Annotated in this window: 16 protein-coding genes; 10 read left to right on the forward strand and 6 right to left on the reverse strand. The window is 72.2% G+C overall.

Annotated elements, in window-relative coordinates:
• Positions 1–12: 12 nt before the first annotated feature.
• Positions 13–606: a hypothetical protein gene (locus NFX31_RS11030; protein WP_262955715.1), complete on the forward strand. Its 594-nt coding sequence runs from the start codon at positions 13–15 to the stop codon at positions 604–606.
• Position 607: 1 nt separating this feature from the next.
• Here NFX31_RS11030 and NFX31_RS11035 read toward each other — a convergent pair whose 3' ends face one another.
• Together NFX31_RS11035 and NFX31_RS11040 are read right to left on the reverse strand one after the other, a co-directional pair.
• Entirely contained in the window at positions 608–994 is a 387-nt protein-coding gene (locus NFX31_RS11035; protein WP_262955716.1) for a DUF1304 domain-containing protein, read from the reverse strand.
• Positions 995–1,039: 45 nt separating this feature from the next.
• On the reverse strand, positions 1,040–1,738 hold the full coding sequence (locus tag NFX31_RS11040) for a helix-turn-helix transcriptional regulator (protein WP_262955717.1): 699 nt from the start codon (positions 1,736–1,738) through the stop codon (positions 1,040–1,042).
• 73 nt (positions 1,739–1,811) lie between these two features.
• Here NFX31_RS11040 and NFX31_RS11045 point away from each other — a divergent pair, with 73 nt between their 5' ends.
• Positions 1,812–2,552, forward strand: coding sequence for an alpha/beta fold hydrolase (locus NFX31_RS11045; protein WP_262955718.1), 741 nt, complete (start codon positions 1,812–1,814; stop codon positions 2,550–2,552).
• 40 nt (positions 2,553–2,592) lie between these two features.
• Here NFX31_RS11045 and trmB read toward each other — a convergent pair whose 3' ends face one another.
• Both trmB and NFX31_RS11055 read right to left on the reverse strand, forming a co-directional pair.
• The gene (gene trmB / locus NFX31_RS11050) at positions 2,593–3,318 is read right to left on the reverse strand and encodes a tRNA (guanosine(46)-N7)-methyltransferase TrmB (RefSeq protein ID WP_262955719.1); all 726 of its coding nucleotides are present in this window, start codon (positions 3,316–3,318) and stop codon (positions 2,593–2,595) included.
• An 80-nt stretch (positions 3,319–3,398) separates the two neighbouring features.
• Positions 3,399–4,262: a DUF3097 domain-containing protein gene (locus NFX31_RS11055; RefSeq protein ID WP_262955720.1), complete on the reverse strand. Its 864-nt coding sequence runs from the start codon at positions 4,260–4,262 to the stop codon at positions 3,399–3,401.
• Between the two features lie 126 nt (positions 4,263–4,388).
• Here NFX31_RS11055 and NFX31_RS11060 point away from each other — a divergent pair, with 126 nt between their 5' ends.
• The 4 genes from NFX31_RS11060 to NFX31_RS11075 all read left to right on the forward strand — a co-directional run bounded on the left by NFX31_RS11060 (position 4,389) and on the right by NFX31_RS11075 (position 8,501).
• Positions 4,389–6,428, forward strand: coding sequence for a TPM domain-containing protein (locus NFX31_RS11060; protein WP_262955721.1), 2,040 nt, complete (start codon positions 4,389–4,391; stop codon positions 6,426–6,428).
• Between the two features lie 66 nt (positions 6,429–6,494).
• Positions 6,495–7,235, forward strand: coding sequence for a PspA/IM30 family protein (locus tag NFX31_RS11065; protein WP_045248945.1), 741 nt, complete (start codon positions 6,495–6,497; stop codon positions 7,233–7,235).
• 1 nt (position 7,236) lies between these two features.
• Positions 7,237–8,049 (forward strand): arginase family protein, encoded by an 813-nt coding sequence (locus NFX31_RS11070; RefSeq protein ID WP_262955722.1) that lies wholly within the window; start codon positions 7,237–7,239, stop codon positions 8,047–8,049.
• Entirely contained in the window at positions 8,046–8,501 is a 456-nt protein-coding gene (locus tag NFX31_RS11075) for a Fe-S oxidoreductase (RefSeq protein ID WP_262955723.1), read from the forward strand. Before NFX31_RS11070 ends, NFX31_RS11075 begins: the two co-directional genes overlap by 4 nt.
• 13 nt (positions 8,502–8,514) lie before the next feature.
• On the opposite strand, the gene NFX31_RS11080 is transcribed toward NFX31_RS11075, so the two are convergent.
• Together NFX31_RS11080 and NFX31_RS11085 are read right to left on the reverse strand one after the other, a co-directional pair.
• A complete protein-coding gene (locus NFX31_RS11080; protein WP_091481878.1) occupies positions 8,515–8,973 on the reverse strand; it encodes an SIP domain-containing protein in 459 nt (152 codons plus the stop codon).
• A 79-nt stretch (positions 8,974–9,052) separates the two neighbouring features.
• Positions 9,053–9,757: a tyrosine-protein phosphatase gene (locus NFX31_RS11085; RefSeq protein ID WP_262955726.1), complete on the reverse strand. Its 705-nt coding sequence runs from the start codon at positions 9,755–9,757 to the stop codon at positions 9,053–9,055.
• A 176-nt stretch (positions 9,758–9,933) separates the two neighbouring features.
• Between NFX31_RS11085 and NFX31_RS11090 the strand changes: the two genes are divergently transcribed.
• The 4 genes from NFX31_RS11090 (at position 9,934) to NFX31_RS11105 (ending at position 15,034) form a co-directional block, all read left to right on the forward strand.
• Positions 9,934–11,076: a CaiB/BaiF CoA transferase family protein gene (locus NFX31_RS11090; protein ID WP_045248949.1), complete on the forward strand. Its 1,143-nt coding sequence runs from the start codon at positions 9,934–9,936 to the stop codon at positions 11,074–11,076.
• Between the two features lies 1 nt (position 11,077).
• A complete protein-coding gene (locus NFX31_RS11095; RefSeq protein ID WP_262955728.1) occupies positions 11,078–12,268 on the forward strand; it encodes an acyl-CoA dehydrogenase family protein in 1,191 nt (396 codons plus the stop codon).
• A 168-nt stretch (positions 12,269–12,436) separates the two neighbouring features.
• Positions 12,437–13,375: an alpha/beta fold hydrolase gene (locus NFX31_RS11100; protein ID WP_262955729.1), complete on the forward strand. Its 939-nt coding sequence runs from the start codon at positions 12,437–12,439 to the stop codon at positions 13,373–13,375.
• A 126-nt stretch (positions 13,376–13,501) separates the two neighbouring features.
• The gene (locus NFX31_RS11105) at positions 13,502–15,034 is read left to right on the forward strand and encodes an ABC transporter substrate-binding protein (RefSeq protein ID WP_262955731.1); all 1,533 of its coding nucleotides are present in this window, start codon (positions 13,502–13,504) and stop codon (positions 15,032–15,034) included.
• Positions 15,035–15,042: the final 8 nt, after the last annotated feature.

Here is a 15,042-nt window from a genome sequence, read left to right on the forward strand (position 1 = left end):
GATGAGGACCCGATGAGCGCTTCCGTGCCCCCGCCTTCCTGGCCGCACACTGCCGCGGAGGAGCCGCGCGTCCCCCGCGGAACGCCGGTCTACACCGCCTGGGGATGGGTCAACGCCTGGACGACCGTCGCGGCGGTCGCCGTCTCGGCGATCTCGATGTGGCTGATGACCGGCCCCATGCTCACCTACCTGCGGCGCCTCGTGGAGCTGAGCAGCGGGCCCGCCTCGGGGACGAGACTGCCGCCCGGCACGGTGTTCGCGGTCATGTCCGAAACGATGCCGTCGATCATGATGGCCTCGACGGTCGGAACGCTCCTGGGCTGGGCGATCTACGCTCTCGCCGTCGTCGCCGGCTACCGAGACTACGTGCAGCTCGGCCGGCTCGGATATCCCCGGCGCTTCCACTGGGCGTGGAGCTTCCTCTCCCCGGTGTATCCGATCGGCCGCGCCGTCTTCGTGCGCCGGCAGGCGGGAGCGGGCTCGGCCACGATGTGGATCGCCCTCGCGGCGACCGCCGCGAGCCTCCTGCTCAGCTTCGGATGGTCGTTCTGGCTGATCTTCGCGGTGTTCGACGTCATGCGCGCCGGGCTGGGCAGGATCGCCTGAGTCAGAACGCGGCCACCACCAGCAGCACCACCGCAATCAGAGGGAACAGTCCCTGGACGCTCGCCGCGCGGGCCTTGGACCGATCGGACAGGATCAGCACGAGGGCGGCCGCGAGCATCGACCCCGTGCCGGCGAGCATGAGGGCGAGGCCGACGGGCACCGAGGCGGTCACGGCGATCACGACGCCGATCACGGTCACGATCGCGAGGAACAGGTTGTAGAACCCCTGATTGAACGCCAGCGGCCGCGTGGTCTCGGCGTCCTCGGCGGAGGTCCCGAAGACGCGTCGCGTGGACGGGTGCGTCCAGCGGACGGACTCCAGCACGAAGATGTAGACGTGGATCAGGGCGGCGAGCCCGGCGAAGACGCATCCGAGGATCAAGAGCATGCGCCGATTCTGCCGCGCGTCGCACGCCGATGCGAGAGGCGCGCGCTACCGGTGGTGCGTGTGCACCGGGGCGGCGGTCGCGGGAGGCTCCCCGACCTCGTCGACGGTGTGCCCGGTGCACGGCATCGCGGTCACCGCGGCCCGCTCGATGCGCGAGACCGTGAACCACCGCATCGCGTCGCGCAGCCGGCACCATCCGACGAGGTACCACTGTCCCTCGCGGGACGCGAACAGGACGGGTTCGACATCCCGGGTCGTCGTCGCCCCGCCTCGCGCGGTGTAGCGGATGCGCACGACGCGCTGATCGGCCATCGCAGCCTCCAGCGCCGACCGGGTCGCCCGCGACGGTGCCGGCGGCGCGTCGACCCAGACGCGATCGGCCAGCGCCTCCGCCCGCGCGCGGGTCCGGGGGTCGAGCACATCCATGATCTTGCGGATCCCGGCAGTCGCCAGATCCCCGAAGGGCGCATCGGATCCCGCCGACACGGCGGCCATGAGCGCCACGGCCTGCGCGGGGTTCAGGCTGACCGGAGGCAACGACGCCCCGATCGCCATCCCGTAGCCGCCGCCCGGCCCCGGGCGCGACCAGATCGGAGCACCGCTGCTCTCGAGCGCAGCGAGATCCCTCTTGACCGTGCGCGCCGATACGCCGAACTCCCGCGACAGCCGCTCGGCCGAATACCCGCGGGATCCGCCGCGGCGCAGCATCTCGGACAGGGCGTGGAGTCGCTCCGCGCGCTTCACCGCATCGTCCTCAGGACATTCATGACAGAAATAGTGACATACACCTGTCCACGGGGTCTCTGAGGCTGGGGACATGACACAGACGACAGACCGACCCGCCATCCTCCTCATCCCCGGCCACTGGCTGGGCGCCTGGGCCTGGGACGCCGTGCGGGAGCATCTCGACGCCGCGGGTGAGCGTGCGGTGGCGCTGACGCTCCCCGGCCTCGACCCCGGTGATCCCGGACGGGCGGCGCGGACCCTGGAGGATCAGGTCGCGGCGATCCTCGACGCCCTCTCCCGGAACGGCGTCTCGGCGAGCGCGCCCGCGATCGTCGTCGCGCACAGCGGGGCGAACTTCCCGGTCACGCTCCTGCTCGACCGTCATCCGGAGCTCGTGCGGCGCGTGGTGTGGGTCGACTCCGGTCCGGTGTCCTCGGGCAGCGCGTTCGCCGCCGGGTTCCCCGAGGAGACGGCGGACCTTCCGCTTCCCGCCTTCGACGTCCTCGGACGGCAGGCGAGCCTCGAAGGGCTGAGCGACGAGGACCTCGCACGGTTCCGAGCCCGAGCCGTCGCCGAGCCGGGTCCCGTGCTCCGCGAGCCCGTCGAGCTCACCGATGACGCCCACACCCGGATCCCCGCCACGCTGGTGTGCTGCTCGATCCCCGGCGCACGGCTGAGGCAGCTGGCGCAGGAGGGCCACCCGATGTTCGCGGAGGTCGCACGACTGGAGCAGCTCGACGTCATCGACCTCCCCACGGGGCACTGGCCGATGTGGAGCCGCCCCCGCGACCTCGCCGAGATCCTCCGCGCCGCGGCCTCTCGCACCCGCTGAGCGCCGCGCACGTCGGAACCGGACCGCGCCTCCGGCGGGATCAGCCCCGCGGCACCCGGCGGTAGGTCAGGTCGCGGATGTCGCGTCCCTTCGCGATGCCCTTGCGCTCGAACGCGGTCATCACACGCCCGTCGAAGCGCTCGGCCCACTCCCCCTCGAAGGCGCGCTCGAACTCGGGGGCCTCGTCGAGCACTTCGCGCATCTGAAGCGCGTAGTCCTCCCAGTCAGTGGCCAGCCGCAGCACGCCGCCGTCGCGGATCGCCGCGCCCGCGGTCGCCCCGAAGCCGGGGCGCACCAGCCGGCGCTTCGTGTGCCGCTTCTTGTGCCAGGGGTCGGGGAAGAAGATCCAGACCTCGTCGGCCGCGCCCGGCGGGAGGTATGTGGCGAGCACCTCCGGAGCGTTGGCCTCGATGAGCCGGAGATTGCGCACGCCCTCGCGATCGGCATCGAGCATGGTCCGGGCCAGGCCCGCCCGGAACACCTCGACCGCGAGGAAGTCCCGGTCCGGGTGCGCGCCGGCGGCGGCCACGATGGCGTGCCCCTGGCCGGATCCCACCTCGACGGTGAGCGGCGCCTCGCGCCCGTACGCCGCGGCGGGATCGAGCCGCGCCTCGGGGTGCACCGAGGTCCAGGCCACGTCGCGGGGCACATCGAGCACGTAGAAGCCCGCGAGCTCCGCGAAGGCCCTCTCCTGCGCCTCGGACATGCGGCCGCTGCGGCGCACGAAGGAGACCGGCTCATCACGGAAGGTACGGGGTTCGGGCATCCCTCCAGGGTATCCGCCGTCGCGGCCCGCGACGGGCCCCGGCACCGCCGCCCGCCCGGCGCCGCGCGCCGAACGCCCGCTCATCGCCGCGGCCCGGCGGACCCCGCCACCGGCTCCGTCACGAAGTCGATCAGCTCCTCCACCCGTCCGAGCAGCGAGGGCTCCAGGTCGCGGTAGGTCGTGACGCGGGAGAGGATGCGCTTCCACGCGTGCGCGATGTCGGCCTGCGAGTCGGCGGGCCACCCGAACGCGCGGCAGATCCCCGTCTTCCAGTCGGTGCCGCGCGGGATCTGCGGCCACGCGCTGATGCCCATCGCCGCCGGCGTCACGCACTGCCAGACGTCGATGTAGGGGTGCCCCACGATGCGCAGGTGCGGGCCGTGCGGGCCGCGCAGGATCTGCTCCACGATCCGGGTCTCCTTGGACCCGGGGACGAGGTGGTCCACGAGCACTCCGTAGCGGCGATCCCGGCGCGGCGGTGCCTCGGCCAGCAGCTCCTCGAGGAGGTCGACGCCCTGCAGGTACTCGACGACGACGCCCTCGACGCGGAGGTCGTTTCCCCACACCTTCTCCACGAGCTCCGCATCGTGCCGTCCTTCGACGAGGATGCGGCTGGGAAGCGCCGTGCGCGCACGCGCGTCGGCGACGGCGAAGGATCCGGAGGCGGTCCTCCTCGTCGCGCCCGTGGCGGCCTTCGAGGGGTGCACGAGACGCACCGGCTCGCCGTCGATCATGAAGCCGGCCCCGAGCGGGAAGAGGCGGCGGCGGCCCCGGTAGTCCTCGAGCTCGACCTGCCCGCCCTCGATCCGGGTCACCGCGCCGCAGAACCCGTCCACGGCGACCTCCACCACCAGATCGCGGTCGGCGGGGACGTCCACGGCGACCTTGGCGCCGCGCTCCCGCCACCCGGCTGCGAGCACATCGGATCCGTACCTGTCATCCATCGGGAATCAGCCTACCGAGCGCACCGGCCGGTCTCCCCTGCCGCGGTGCGGGCGGGCAGGAGAAACACAAGGTGACACGCCCTAGACTCGCTCGTGGGGGCTCTCCGGGTCCCGGGAGGAGCGAAGATGCGCGCACGCTGGGCTGTCGTCGTGGGTGTGATCCTGGGTGTGCTCGGCCTGTCTCTCGCCGCGGCCCCGGCGATCGCCGCCCCGAGTGCGACTCCGGCGGCCTCCCTCCCCGCGGCGGCTCCGGTGACCCTCGGCTCCGACTTCGTCACCGACGAGGCCGGCGTGCTGAGCGGCACGGAGAAGAAGGACCTGGACGACCGCCTCGACGCGCTCAGCCGCTCGCAGAACATCCAGCTGTTCGTCGTCTTCGTCGACACGTTCTCCAACCCGGACAACAGCCAGGAATGGACCAACCAGGTCGCGATCGACAACGGTCTCGGGCAGCAGCAGTACCTCCTCGCGGTCGCCACGCAGTCGCGGCAGTACTATCTGTCGGCGGACAAAGCCGGGCCCGTCCCCCTCTCCCGCGTCGATCAGATCTCGCAGTCCCTCGTGAACGACCTCCGCGCGCAGGACTGGGCCGCAGCGGTCCGCACGGCGGCCGACGGCTTCTCCGGATCCGGATCCGGCGCCTCCGACCTCGGCGGCATCCTGCTGATCGTCCTCTGCGTCGTCGCGGTGATCGCCGCGATCATCGTGCTCGTCGTGATGCGGCGCAGGGCGGCGGCGCGCGTCAAGCAGGCCGTTCCGACCGCGGCCGGCGATCCGCTCGACGCGATCAGCGACGAGGAGCTCGCCCGGCGGGCGGGACTCGCCCTCGTCCACACCGACGACGCGATCACGTCCTCCACCGAGGATCTGGGATTCGCGACCGCGCAGTTCGGCGACGCGGCCACGAGCTCCTTCACGGACGTGGTGGCCAAGGCGAAGGCGAAGCTCGACGAGGCGTTCTCGCTCAAGCAGAAGCTGGACGACGAGATCCCCGACACCGACCAGCAGCGCCGCGAATGGCACCTGCAGATCATCCGGCTGTGCGAGAGCGCCGACACCGCGCTCGACGCGAACGTCGCCGCATTCGACGAGCTCCGCAAGCTCGAGCAGAACGCCGAGCAGGCCCTCGTCCAGCTGAGGGCGCACCGCGAGGCCGCCGCCGCGGCCGTGGCCGCCGCGCCCGCCGCTCTGCAGGCGCTCGCCGCCGTCTACGACCCGTCGGCGCTGCAGGCGGTGGCCGGCAACCCTGCCGAGGCCGCGAGCCGTCTCGAGCTCGCCGACACGAGCATCGCCCAGGCGGCCGAGCTCGTCGCCCAGGGAAAGCGCGGCGAAGCGGCGTTCGCGATCCGCACGGGCGAGGAGGGCGTGCTGCAGGCCTCGCAGCTCGCATCCGCCGTCACGACCCTGCACACCGACCTCGCGGCGACCGAGGCACAGGCGCAGGCGCTCATCGCGAACCTCGAACAGGATCTCGCCGGTGCCGCGGCGCTTCCCGCCTCCCCCGAGCTGAACGCCGCCGTCGCCGCGACCCGGGCCGCGCTCGATCAGGCCCGCGCCGACGCGACGGGCACAGGGCGCCGCCCGCAGGCGGTGCTCGAATCCCTCACCGCGGCGAACACCCGCATCGACAGCACGGTCGACGCGATCCGCAACGCCCAGCAGCAGGCCGAGCGCGCGCAGCAGGTGCTCGAGCAGACCCTCACCCAGGCACGCGCCGAGATCTCCACCGCCAACAGCTACATCACCACGCATCGCGGCGCGATCGGCCCCGACGCGCGCACCAGGGCGGCGCAGGCCTCCGCGGAGTACGACCAGGCCGAAGCGGCCCGCGTCGCCGACCCCGCCGCAGCCCTGCAGCACGCGCAGCGCGCGATCGCCCTGGCCCGTGAGGCCACCCAGCTCGCGGCGGGATCGATCGACAGCTGGGGCAACGGCGGCGGCTGGGGCGGTGGCGGCGGCTGGGGCGGCGGAAGCCGCAGCGGCATGGGCGACGCGATCCTCGGCGGCATCATCGGCGGCATCCTCTCCGGCGGCGGTGGCGGCCGGAGCAGCGGAGGCGGCTGGGGCGGCGGAGGCGGCGGCTGGCGCTCCAGCGGCGGAGGCGGAGGTTTCAGTCCCTCCAGCTTCGGAGGCGGAGGCCGCGGCGGATCGGGCGGTCGCTTCTGACAGCAGGACCCGAGCCACTCTTCACGTGAACGACCACATCGACCGGAAATCTGGAAAGGACATCCCATGACCAAGCAGTCCATCTTCGGCCGCATCTCCACCCTGGTGAAGGCCAACGTCAACGCGCTCATCGACTCCGCGGAGGACCCGCAGAAGATGATCGATCAGCTGGTCCGCGACTACACCAACAACGTCGCGGACGCCGAGTCGGCGATCGCCGAGACCATCGGCAACCTGCGCCTGCTCGAGCGCGATCACCAGGAGGACGTGCAGGCCGCGGCGGAGTGGGGCAACAAGGCCCTCGCCGCCAGCCGCAAGGCCGACGAGCTGCGCGGATCCGGCAACACCGCCGACGCCGACAAGTTCGACAACCTCGCCAAGGTCGCCCTGCAGCGTCAGATCAGCTCCGAGCAGGAGGCGAAGACGGCCGAGCCGCAGATCGCTGCCCAGACCGAGATCGTCGACAAGCTCAAGACCGGCCTGAACGGCATGAAGGACAAGCTCGTCGAGCTGAAGAACAAGCGCAGCGAACTGCTCGCCCGCGCCAAGGTCGCCGAGGCGCAGACCAAGGTGCAGGACGCGGTCTCCTCGATCAACGTGCTCGACCCGACCAGCGAGCTGGGCCGCTTCGAGGACAAGGTGCGTCGCCAGGAGGCGCTCGCGCAGGGCAAGGCCGAACTCGCCGCCTCCAGCCTGGACGCGCAGTTCGAGAGCCTCGAGGACATCGGCCAGCTGACCGAGGTCGAGGCCCGTCTCGCGGAGCTGAAGGCCGGATCCGCGAAGCCCCAGGAAGCGCTCGAGGGCTGACATGACCCGCTTCCTCGTCGTCCCGCAGTGGCAGGGCTCCCCTGCCCCGCGGGCGATGCTGCTCACCGAGGGGGCGTCGGCGATCGCCGGCGACCTCCCCAGCGCACGCACCACCGTGCTGGAGGTGCCGCTCGAGGCGGGAGACGCCGAGGGCACGGGCGTGCACAGGCTCAGCAGCCTGCGCCGCACGAAGGAGCTCATCGAGGAAGCGATCACGGCGCATGCCGAGCCCACGCTCGTGGTGGGCGGTGACTGCGGCGTCAGCGTCGCCGCGGTCGCCGCCCTCCCCGGCGCCCTCCACGACGTCGCGATCGTGTGGTTCGACGCGCACCCCGATCTGCACACCCCCGACACGTCGGCCTCCGGCGCCTACGCGGGCATGGCCCTGCGGGCTCTGCTCGGCGACAGGTCCTTCCCGATCGAGGGACCCGCCGGCCTCAACCCCGAGCGCACCGTGCTCGTGGGCGCCCGCTCCGAGGACGACGCGGAGACCGACTACCTCGCCTCCTCCGACATCGTCCGCCTCGACGCCCTCGACGACGTGCAGGCGCTCGCCGACGCGGTCGCCGCGACCGGCGCCTCCCGCGTGTACGTGCACATCGACGTCGACGTGCTGGACCCTTCGGAGCTGGCCGGGGTCTCCTCCGCCGTGCCGTTCGGCCTGCGCACGGCCGAGATCGTGGGGGCCGTGCGGGCGCTGCGCGAGCGCGTGCCCCTGGCCGGGGCGACGATCGCGGGCTTCGCGCCGCGCTCCCCCGCGGACGCGGTCGGGGATCTGGGCGCGATCCTGCGCCTGATCGGCGCCCTGGCGTGACGGCGGGCGACAGCGCCCGGATCGCCGTGATCGAGGCCGAGGCCGCACGGATCCTGGAACAGGGACGACGTCGCGACCTCCGCCTCCCCGGCGTGCTGCTGCGCTCGCCGATCAGCAGGCTCGGCTACGCGTGGGGCATGGTCGTCGGCTGGATCTGGGGCGGGCTGTGGAGCACCGGCCCGATCGAGCGCCGGGAGGGGCTCTGGATCTTCCGCGGCATGCCGGCGTGGACCTTCGCCCGCGGCGGCGTGTGCGTCGCCGGCTGCTATCTGACCGGCGACGAGGTTCCCGACGACCGGGTTCTGCGGCACGAGGCGGTGCACAAGCAGCAGTGGCTGCGGTACGGCTTCCTCATGCCGGTGCTGTACCTGTTCGCGGGGCGCGATCCGCTGCGCAACCGCTTCGAGATCGAGGCGGGCCTGGAGGACGGGCACTACCTGCCGCGTCGGTGACGCGCCGACGGCTTCAGAGGCCGAAGCGCTCCGGCCCCGCGATGTGCTCCGGCGCCATTCCGAGGCTCTCGGTGAGGTGCTCGGCGATGTCGGCGGTTCCGAGGAAGCCGCCGAGCAGCGTGACCGATGTGCGGTCCTCCGCGCCGTCGCACAGCATCTCGTCGGCCCACGCGATCGCGGCGCGCGAGACCGCCGTCCCGGGGGCGCAGCGGCGCCCGCTCCCCGGCGCGCCGGTGCGCGCCGCACGGGGCAGCCACGTGACGGTCATCCGCGGCGGGACGGTGAGCGTCGAGACGGATCCGGCGTCGGGCACCTCGACGAACACGCGACCCGTCGCGCACAGCGGGAGGGTCGCCAGCAGCGCCTCCAGCTCGGCCAGGGAGTTCTCGTCGGCGACGACGAGATGCTGGACCTTCGCCGAGCGGCGCAGGGCGCGGCGCTCGGCGCGGGCGGTGCGGATCGCGGTGGTCATGATGCCTCCAGGATACCACCGGACAAGGGTTGCCTAACCTACCCGTGACTCCCGCCGCAGCCCCCGACCGCGAGCCGCACTATCCGACGAGCGCGGATCCCAGCGCCTCGAGCTCCGCCGCGGTCAAACCGGAGGCGAGCAGGTAGTCGGCCGCCGAGCCGTACTCGTCGTCGATGCCCCCGAGCAGCTCGCGCATGACCGGGGCGGGCGACTGGGTCGCCACCGCGATCGCGTCGTGCGCGATCGGCAGCCGCTCCTCGAGCCATTTCGCGATCGCGCGGTTGCGCGACTCGGGCAGCTGCGAGGCGGTCATCGCATAGTCGGCCACGATGGCCTCGCGGTCGGCGCCGACCGCGGCGAGCGCGAGCGCGACGCTCACGCCGGTGCGGTCCTTGCCGAGCGTGCAGTGCACGAGCGTCGGCTCCCCCTCGGACAGGATCCGCACGACCTGGACGACGCGATCCGCGCCCCCTTCGACGATGTGCCGGTAAAGGCCGGTCAGGCTCACATCGCCGAGCAGGAAGGACGCGACCGAGCCCGCGAAGAGCGGGATGTGATCGATGCGCAGGCCGGGGAGCGCACAGGGCTCGGCGCTGACCTCGCTGTCGTCGCGGAGGTCGACCACGCGGGCGATCCGGCGGGTGAGGAAGTCCTGCGCCTCCGCACCGACGTGCGCGAGGTTGCCGGAGCGGAACAGAACCCCCTCGCGGATCCGCGAGGTGCCGGCGGGCATCCCGCCGACGTCGCGGAGGTTCGTGATCCCGGGCACGGTGAGCACCGTCATGCGCGCGCCCGCTCGGTCGCCGTCCGGATCATGGCTCCAGCCTAGGGCGTCGTCCGCCCCCGGAAGGCCGCCGTCGCGGCGGCGGCGGACGGCACGGGGCGGGCACGCGCATCGGGAGGACCGGCGCCTCCGTAGGATGAGAGCCATCGCGGACGGACGGCGAAGGGGCTGACGGGATGAGCGGGCGGGCCGAGGGGCGCGGGGTGCTCGACGGGGTGCGCGTGGCCGACTTCTCCCGCGTGCTCGCAGGGCCGTACGCCACCATGATGCTCGCCGACTTCGGCGCCGACGTGCTGAAGATCGAGCCGCCCTCGGGAGACGACACGCGGCACTGGCATCCCCCGGTCGACGCCGACGGCATGGCGACGTATTTCGGCAGCGTGAACCGCAACAAGCGCTCCGTCGTGCTCGATCTCGCGACCGACGCAGGACGCGACGACGCGCTCCGGCTGGCTCGCACGGCGGACGTCGTCGTGGAGAACTTCCGTCCCGGCGTGATGGACCGCTTCGGTCTCGACTTCGCGTCGATCCGCGCCGTCAACCCGGGTGTCGTGTACTGCTCGATCACCGGCTTCGGGAGCGGCGCGGGCGCGGGCATCGCCGGCTACGACCTGCTCGTCCAGGCGGTCGGCGGCCTCATGTCGATCACGGGCGAGCCCGACGGCGATCCGGCGAAGGCCGGCGTCGCCCTCGTCGACGTGCTGTGCGGTCAGAACGCCGTGAGCGGGATCCTGCTCGCGCTGCGCGAACGCGATCGCACGGGCCGCGGCCAGCGCGTCGAGGTGAATCTACTGCAGAGCCTGCTCTCGGCGCTCACGAACCAGGCCGCGTCCGCCCTCGCCACCGGCGTCCCGCCGCGACGGCTCGGCAACGCGCACCCGTCGATCGCGCCGTACGCCACCTTCCGCGCGGCTGACCGGGATCTGGTCGTGGCCGTCGGGAACGACAAGCAGTTCCGCGCTCTGGCCGAGGTGCTGGAGCGGCCCGACTTGGCCGACGACCCCCGGTTCCGCTCCAACGCCGACCGCGTCGCGCACCGCGAGGCGCTGACCTCGCTCCTCGAGCAGCGGCTCGCCGGCGCGGAGGCGGCGTCGTGGGTCGATCGCCTCCGGGCGGCCGGGGTGCCCGCCGGTCTCGTCAACGACGTGACGGAGGCCATCGCGTTCGCGCAGCGCCTCGGCCTCGAGCCCGTCGCCGAGATCGGCGCCTCGCGGACCGTCGCGAACCCGATCCGGCTCGACGCGGCCCCCGCCGCGTACCGCACACGTCCGCCCGCACTGAACGACTCCGCCGCCGTCTGGCGCACCGAGAGGATCTGAGATGACCGACGTTTCCCGCATCGACGCCGTGTTCGACCTGGACGGCCTGCTCACGCCGGAGGAGCGCGACTGGCAGCAGCGCGCCAGGACCTTCACCCGCGAGCGGATCCTGCCGGTGATCGACCGGGACTTCGAGCAGGCGCATTTCCGTCGCGAGCTCATCGGCGAGCTCGGTGCGGCCGGATTCCTCGGCATGCACCTGCAGGCCTACGGCTGCGCCGGCGCCGGCGCCGTCTCCTACGGCCTCGCCTGCCTCGAGCTGGAGGCGGGCGACAGCGGCTGGCGCACGTTCGTGTCGGTGCAGGGCTCGCTCGCGATGAGCGCGATCGCGAAGTACGGATCCGAGGAGCAGAAGCAGCAGTGGCTGTCCCGCATGGCGACCGGCGACGCGGTCGGCTGCTTCGCCCTGACCGAACCGCAGGGCGGCAGCGATCCGGCGGCGATGAGAACCGTCGCCCGCCGCGACGGCGACGACTGGGTGCTGGACGGGGACAAGCGCTGGATCGGCCTGGCATCGATCGCGGATGTCGCCGTGGTGTGGGCGCGTGTCGACGACCCCGCCTACGGGGAGGGCGCGCGGGCGGTGCGCGGCTTCCTGGTGCCGACGTCCACGCCCGGGTTCGCGGCCACGCCGATCGCCAGCAAGCTGTCGATGCGCGCGTCGGTGCAGTGCGACGTGTCCCTCGAGGCGGTGCGGCTCCCTGCGGACGCGATCCTTCCCGGCGCCCGCGGGCTGTCGGGACCGTTCGGCTGCCTGAACGAGGCGCGGTACGGCATCGTCTGGGGCGCGATGGGCGCAGCCCGCAGCTGTCTCGAGGCGGCCATCGAGCGCTCGACGAGCCGAGAGGTGTTCGGCCGCCCGATCGGAGCCGCCCAGCTCACCCAGGCCAAGCTCGCCGACATGTTCGTCGAGCTCGAGAAGGGGATCCTGCTGGCCCTGCATCTCGGACGCCTCAAGGAGCGCGGGGCGCTCACGCCCGCGCAGATCTCGGTCGGCAAGCTCAACAGCGTGCGCGAGGCGCTCGCCATCGCGCACCAGGCGCGCACGATCCTCGGCGGCGACGGCATCACCGACGCCTTCCCGGTCATGCGCCACGCCGCGAACCTCGAGTCCGTGCGCACTTACGAGGGCACCGACGAGATCCACCAGCTGATCCTCGGCCGTGCACTGACGGATCTCGACGCCTTCTGAGCGGGAGCATCCGCTTCACGGATCCGATCCGCTCGGCCCGATCCGGCGGAGCAAGATGTGCTCTTTTTTTGACGAATTATGACGAATTCTTGCCATAAGTGACCTCGACGTGTCAGCACTCTGCTCTCGCATTTCCCGCCAGGACCTCGCGGGGAGCACAATGAAGGCGTGTCCTCCCTCGCCTCAGCTGAGACCACCGAGTTCTCGTTCCTCGCCGGCCAGGCGCGCGCCCTCGGCGCCGCGCTCCCGCCGGTGCGCCGACTGCGGCTGCCCCTCTCCGACGGCCGCTCGCTGAGCGCGCTGCGCTACGGCGAGGAGCCGGTCGAGGTCACCCTGCTGCATGGCGCCGGCCTCAACGCGCACACCTGGGACACCACCGTGCTCGCGCTCGGGCGCCCCGCGCTCGCGATCGACCTCGCCGGACACGGCGACTCGTCGTGGCGCGAGGACGCCGACTACACCGGGCGCACGCTCGCGGCCGACGTGATCGAGGCGCTGCGCGCGTGGACGGACCACCCCCAGGTGCTCGTCGGCCAGTCCCTCGGAGGGCTCACCGCCGCCGCGGTCGCCGCGCAGGCGCCCGAGCTCGTCCGCGAGCTGATCGTGGTCGACATCACGCCCGGCGTCGACCAGAGCGTCGGCCCCGCCGCCCTGCGCGAGTTCTACCGCGTGGTCGACGGCGCATCCCGCGACGAGCTCGTCGATCGCGCCCAGCAGTTCGGCTTCGGCGGATCCCGCGAGGACACCGCCCGCGGCGTGTTCCTGAACACGCGGGTCCGTCCCGACGGCCGGGTGGAGTGGAAGCACCACTTCGCGCACATCGCGGCGCAGCTGCTCGCGGCTCCGCCTGCGGAGGGGACGGCGGCGCCCGCGGCCCCGGCCGGCATCCTCGGCGAGCACGGCTGGGCCGACCTGGCCGCCGTCGCCTCCCCCGTCGCACTGGTCCGCGCATCGCACGGATTCGTCTCGGACGACGCAGAGCGCGAGTTCCGCACGCGCCTCCCCACCGCCCGCGTGCAGCAGCTCGACGGCAGCCACAACCTCCAGGAGACCGCGCCGACGGCACTCGCCGAGATCATCCGCACGGCCGTCGGCGCCCGAGCCTGACACCCGGTACGCGCATTTGTGACGCCGCGTTCCGCACCCGGCCCTCCGCAACGCGACGCCCGCCTAGGCTCGACCGCACAGCCCGACCCCACAGCACCCACAGCACCCGCCCCGAGAGGACCTCTCATGCACCGCACCCGCGCTGCTCTCACCCCGCGCCGCCGCACCACGGCCGCCCTGCTCGCCGGCCTGACCGCGGCCGCGCTGCTGCTCACCGCCTGCACCGGATCCGCGTCGCCCGCCCAGAGCGGGGCCACCGGCGCTGCCGACGCGAACGCCTCCCTCACCGTGGGACTCGTGCTGGAGCCGTCGAGCCTCGACCTCCGGCACACGGCGGGAGCCGCGCTCGAGCAGGTCCTGGTCGACAACATCTACGAGGGTCTCGTGACCCGCACGCAGGACAACAAGATCGTCGACCGGCTCGCGAAGAGCCACGAGATCTCCGCGGACGGCCTCACCTACACGTTCGTCCTCAACCACGGCATCACCTTCCACAACGGCGCGAAGCTGACCTCGGCCGACGTCGTCTCCTCGCTGCAGACCGCGAAGGACGACAAGACCGTGCAGGGGCACGCCGACCTCGCCGGCGTCGCATCGATCACGGCGAAGGACGACAAGACCGTGGTCGTCACCCTCACGCAGCCGAGCCAGAACTTCCTGTTCAGCCTCACCGGAACCGCCGGTCTGGTGTTCCAGAAGGGCGACACCACCGACCTGCAGGCCGCCGAGAACGGCACCGGCCCGTTCACGCTGACCCAGTGGAAGAAGGGCGACTCGCTCACCTTCGCCCGCAACGACAAGTACTGGGGCACGAAGGCGGGCGTGAAGAGCATCGTCTTCGACTACATCCCCGACTTCACCGCCGGCGTGAACGCGGCGCAGAGCGGGACGCTCGACGTGCTCACCGCGGTCGACGCCAACCTCGCCCCGCAGCTGGACAAGAAGTTCACGGTCACCAAAGGCCGCACCACCGACAAGGGCACCCTCGCGTTCAACAACACGAAGGCGCCGCTCAACGACCAGCGCGTGCGCGAGGCCCTGCGTCTCGCAATCGACCACAAGGCGATCATCGAGGCCCGCGGGATCGGCACCACCCTGTACGGCCCCATCCCCCAGCTCGACCCCGGCTACCAGGATCTGTCCGGCACGGCGCCGTACGACCCCGACAAGGCGAAGGCGCTGCTCAAGGAGGCCGGCCAGGAGAACCTCGCCCTCACCCTGACCATCCCCTCGTTCTACGGGTCGACCGTGCCGCAGCTGCTCACGAGCGACTTCAAGAAGGTCGGCGTCAAGCTCACCGTGAACTCGGTGGAGTTCCCCGCCTGGCTGGACTCGGTCTACACGAAGCACGACTACGACCTCAGCTTCGTGCTGCATGTCGAGCCGCGCGACTTCGGCAACTTCGCCAACCCGGACTACTACTTCGGGTACGACAACCCCGAGGTGCAGAAGCTGTACGCGCAGTCGCAGACGGAGCTGGACGCGAAGAAGTCGGCGCAGCTGCTCTCCCAGGCCGCCGAGATCGTGGCCAAGGACGCGGCCGCCGACTGGCTGTACGAGGACCAGACGCTGACCGCGGTGCGCCCCGGCGTGCAGGGCTTCCCCAAGGACTCCATCAACTCGCGGCTCGATCTGCGCGGCGTGACGGTCACCAAGTAGCCTCGGCT

It is taken from the genome of Microbacterium azadirachtae, from assembly GCF_025583665.1.
GTDB classification, from domain to species: Bacteria; Actinomycetota; Actinomycetes; order Actinomycetales; family Microbacteriaceae; genus Microbacterium; species Microbacterium azadirachtae.

Coding starts and splice junctions, on each gene's coding strand:
- NFX31_RS11030 (WP_262955715.1), top strand. CDS start 13: ATGAGCGCTTCCGTGCCCCCGCCTTCCTGGCCGCACACTGCCGCGGAG.
- NFX31_RS11035 (WP_262955716.1), bottom strand. CDS start 994: ATGCTCTTGATCCTCGGATGCGTCTTCGCCGGGCTCGCCGCCCTGATC.
- NFX31_RS11045 (WP_262955718.1), top strand. CDS start 1,812: ATGACACAGACGACAGACCGACCCGCCATCCTCCTCATCCCCGGCCAC.
- trmB (WP_262955719.1), bottom strand. CDS start 3,318: ATGCCCGAACCCCGTACCTTCCGTGATGAGCCGGTCTCCTTCGTGCGC.
- NFX31_RS11055 (WP_262955720.1), bottom strand. CDS start 4,262: ATGGATGACAGGTACGGATCCGATGTGCTCGCAGCCGGGTGGCGGGAG.
- NFX31_RS11060 (WP_262955721.1), top strand. CDS start 4,389: ATGCGCGCACGCTGGGCTGTCGTCGTGGGTGTGATCCTGGGTGTGCTC.
- NFX31_RS11065 (WP_045248945.1), top strand. CDS start 6,495: ATGACCAAGCAGTCCATCTTCGGCCGCATCTCCACCCTGGTGAAGGCC.
- NFX31_RS11070 (WP_262955722.1), top strand. CDS start 7,237: ATGACCCGCTTCCTCGTCGTCCCGCAGTGGCAGGGCTCCCCTGCCCCG.
- NFX31_RS11080 (WP_091481878.1), bottom strand. CDS start 8,973: ATGACCACCGCGATCCGCACCGCCCGCGCCGAGCGCCGCGCCCTGCGC.
- NFX31_RS11085 (WP_262955726.1), bottom strand. CDS start 9,757: ATGACGGTGCTCACCGTGCCCGGGATCACGAACCTCCGCGACGTCGGC.
- NFX31_RS11090 (WP_045248949.1), top strand. CDS start 9,934: ATGAGCGGGCGGGCCGAGGGGCGCGGGGTGCTCGACGGGGTGCGCGTG.
- NFX31_RS11095 (WP_262955728.1), top strand. CDS start 11,078: ATGACCGACGTTTCCCGCATCGACGCCGTGTTCGACCTGGACGGCCTG.
- NFX31_RS11105 (WP_262955731.1), top strand. CDS start 13,502: ATGCACCGCACCCGCGCTGCTCTCACCCCGCGCCGCCGCACCACGGCC.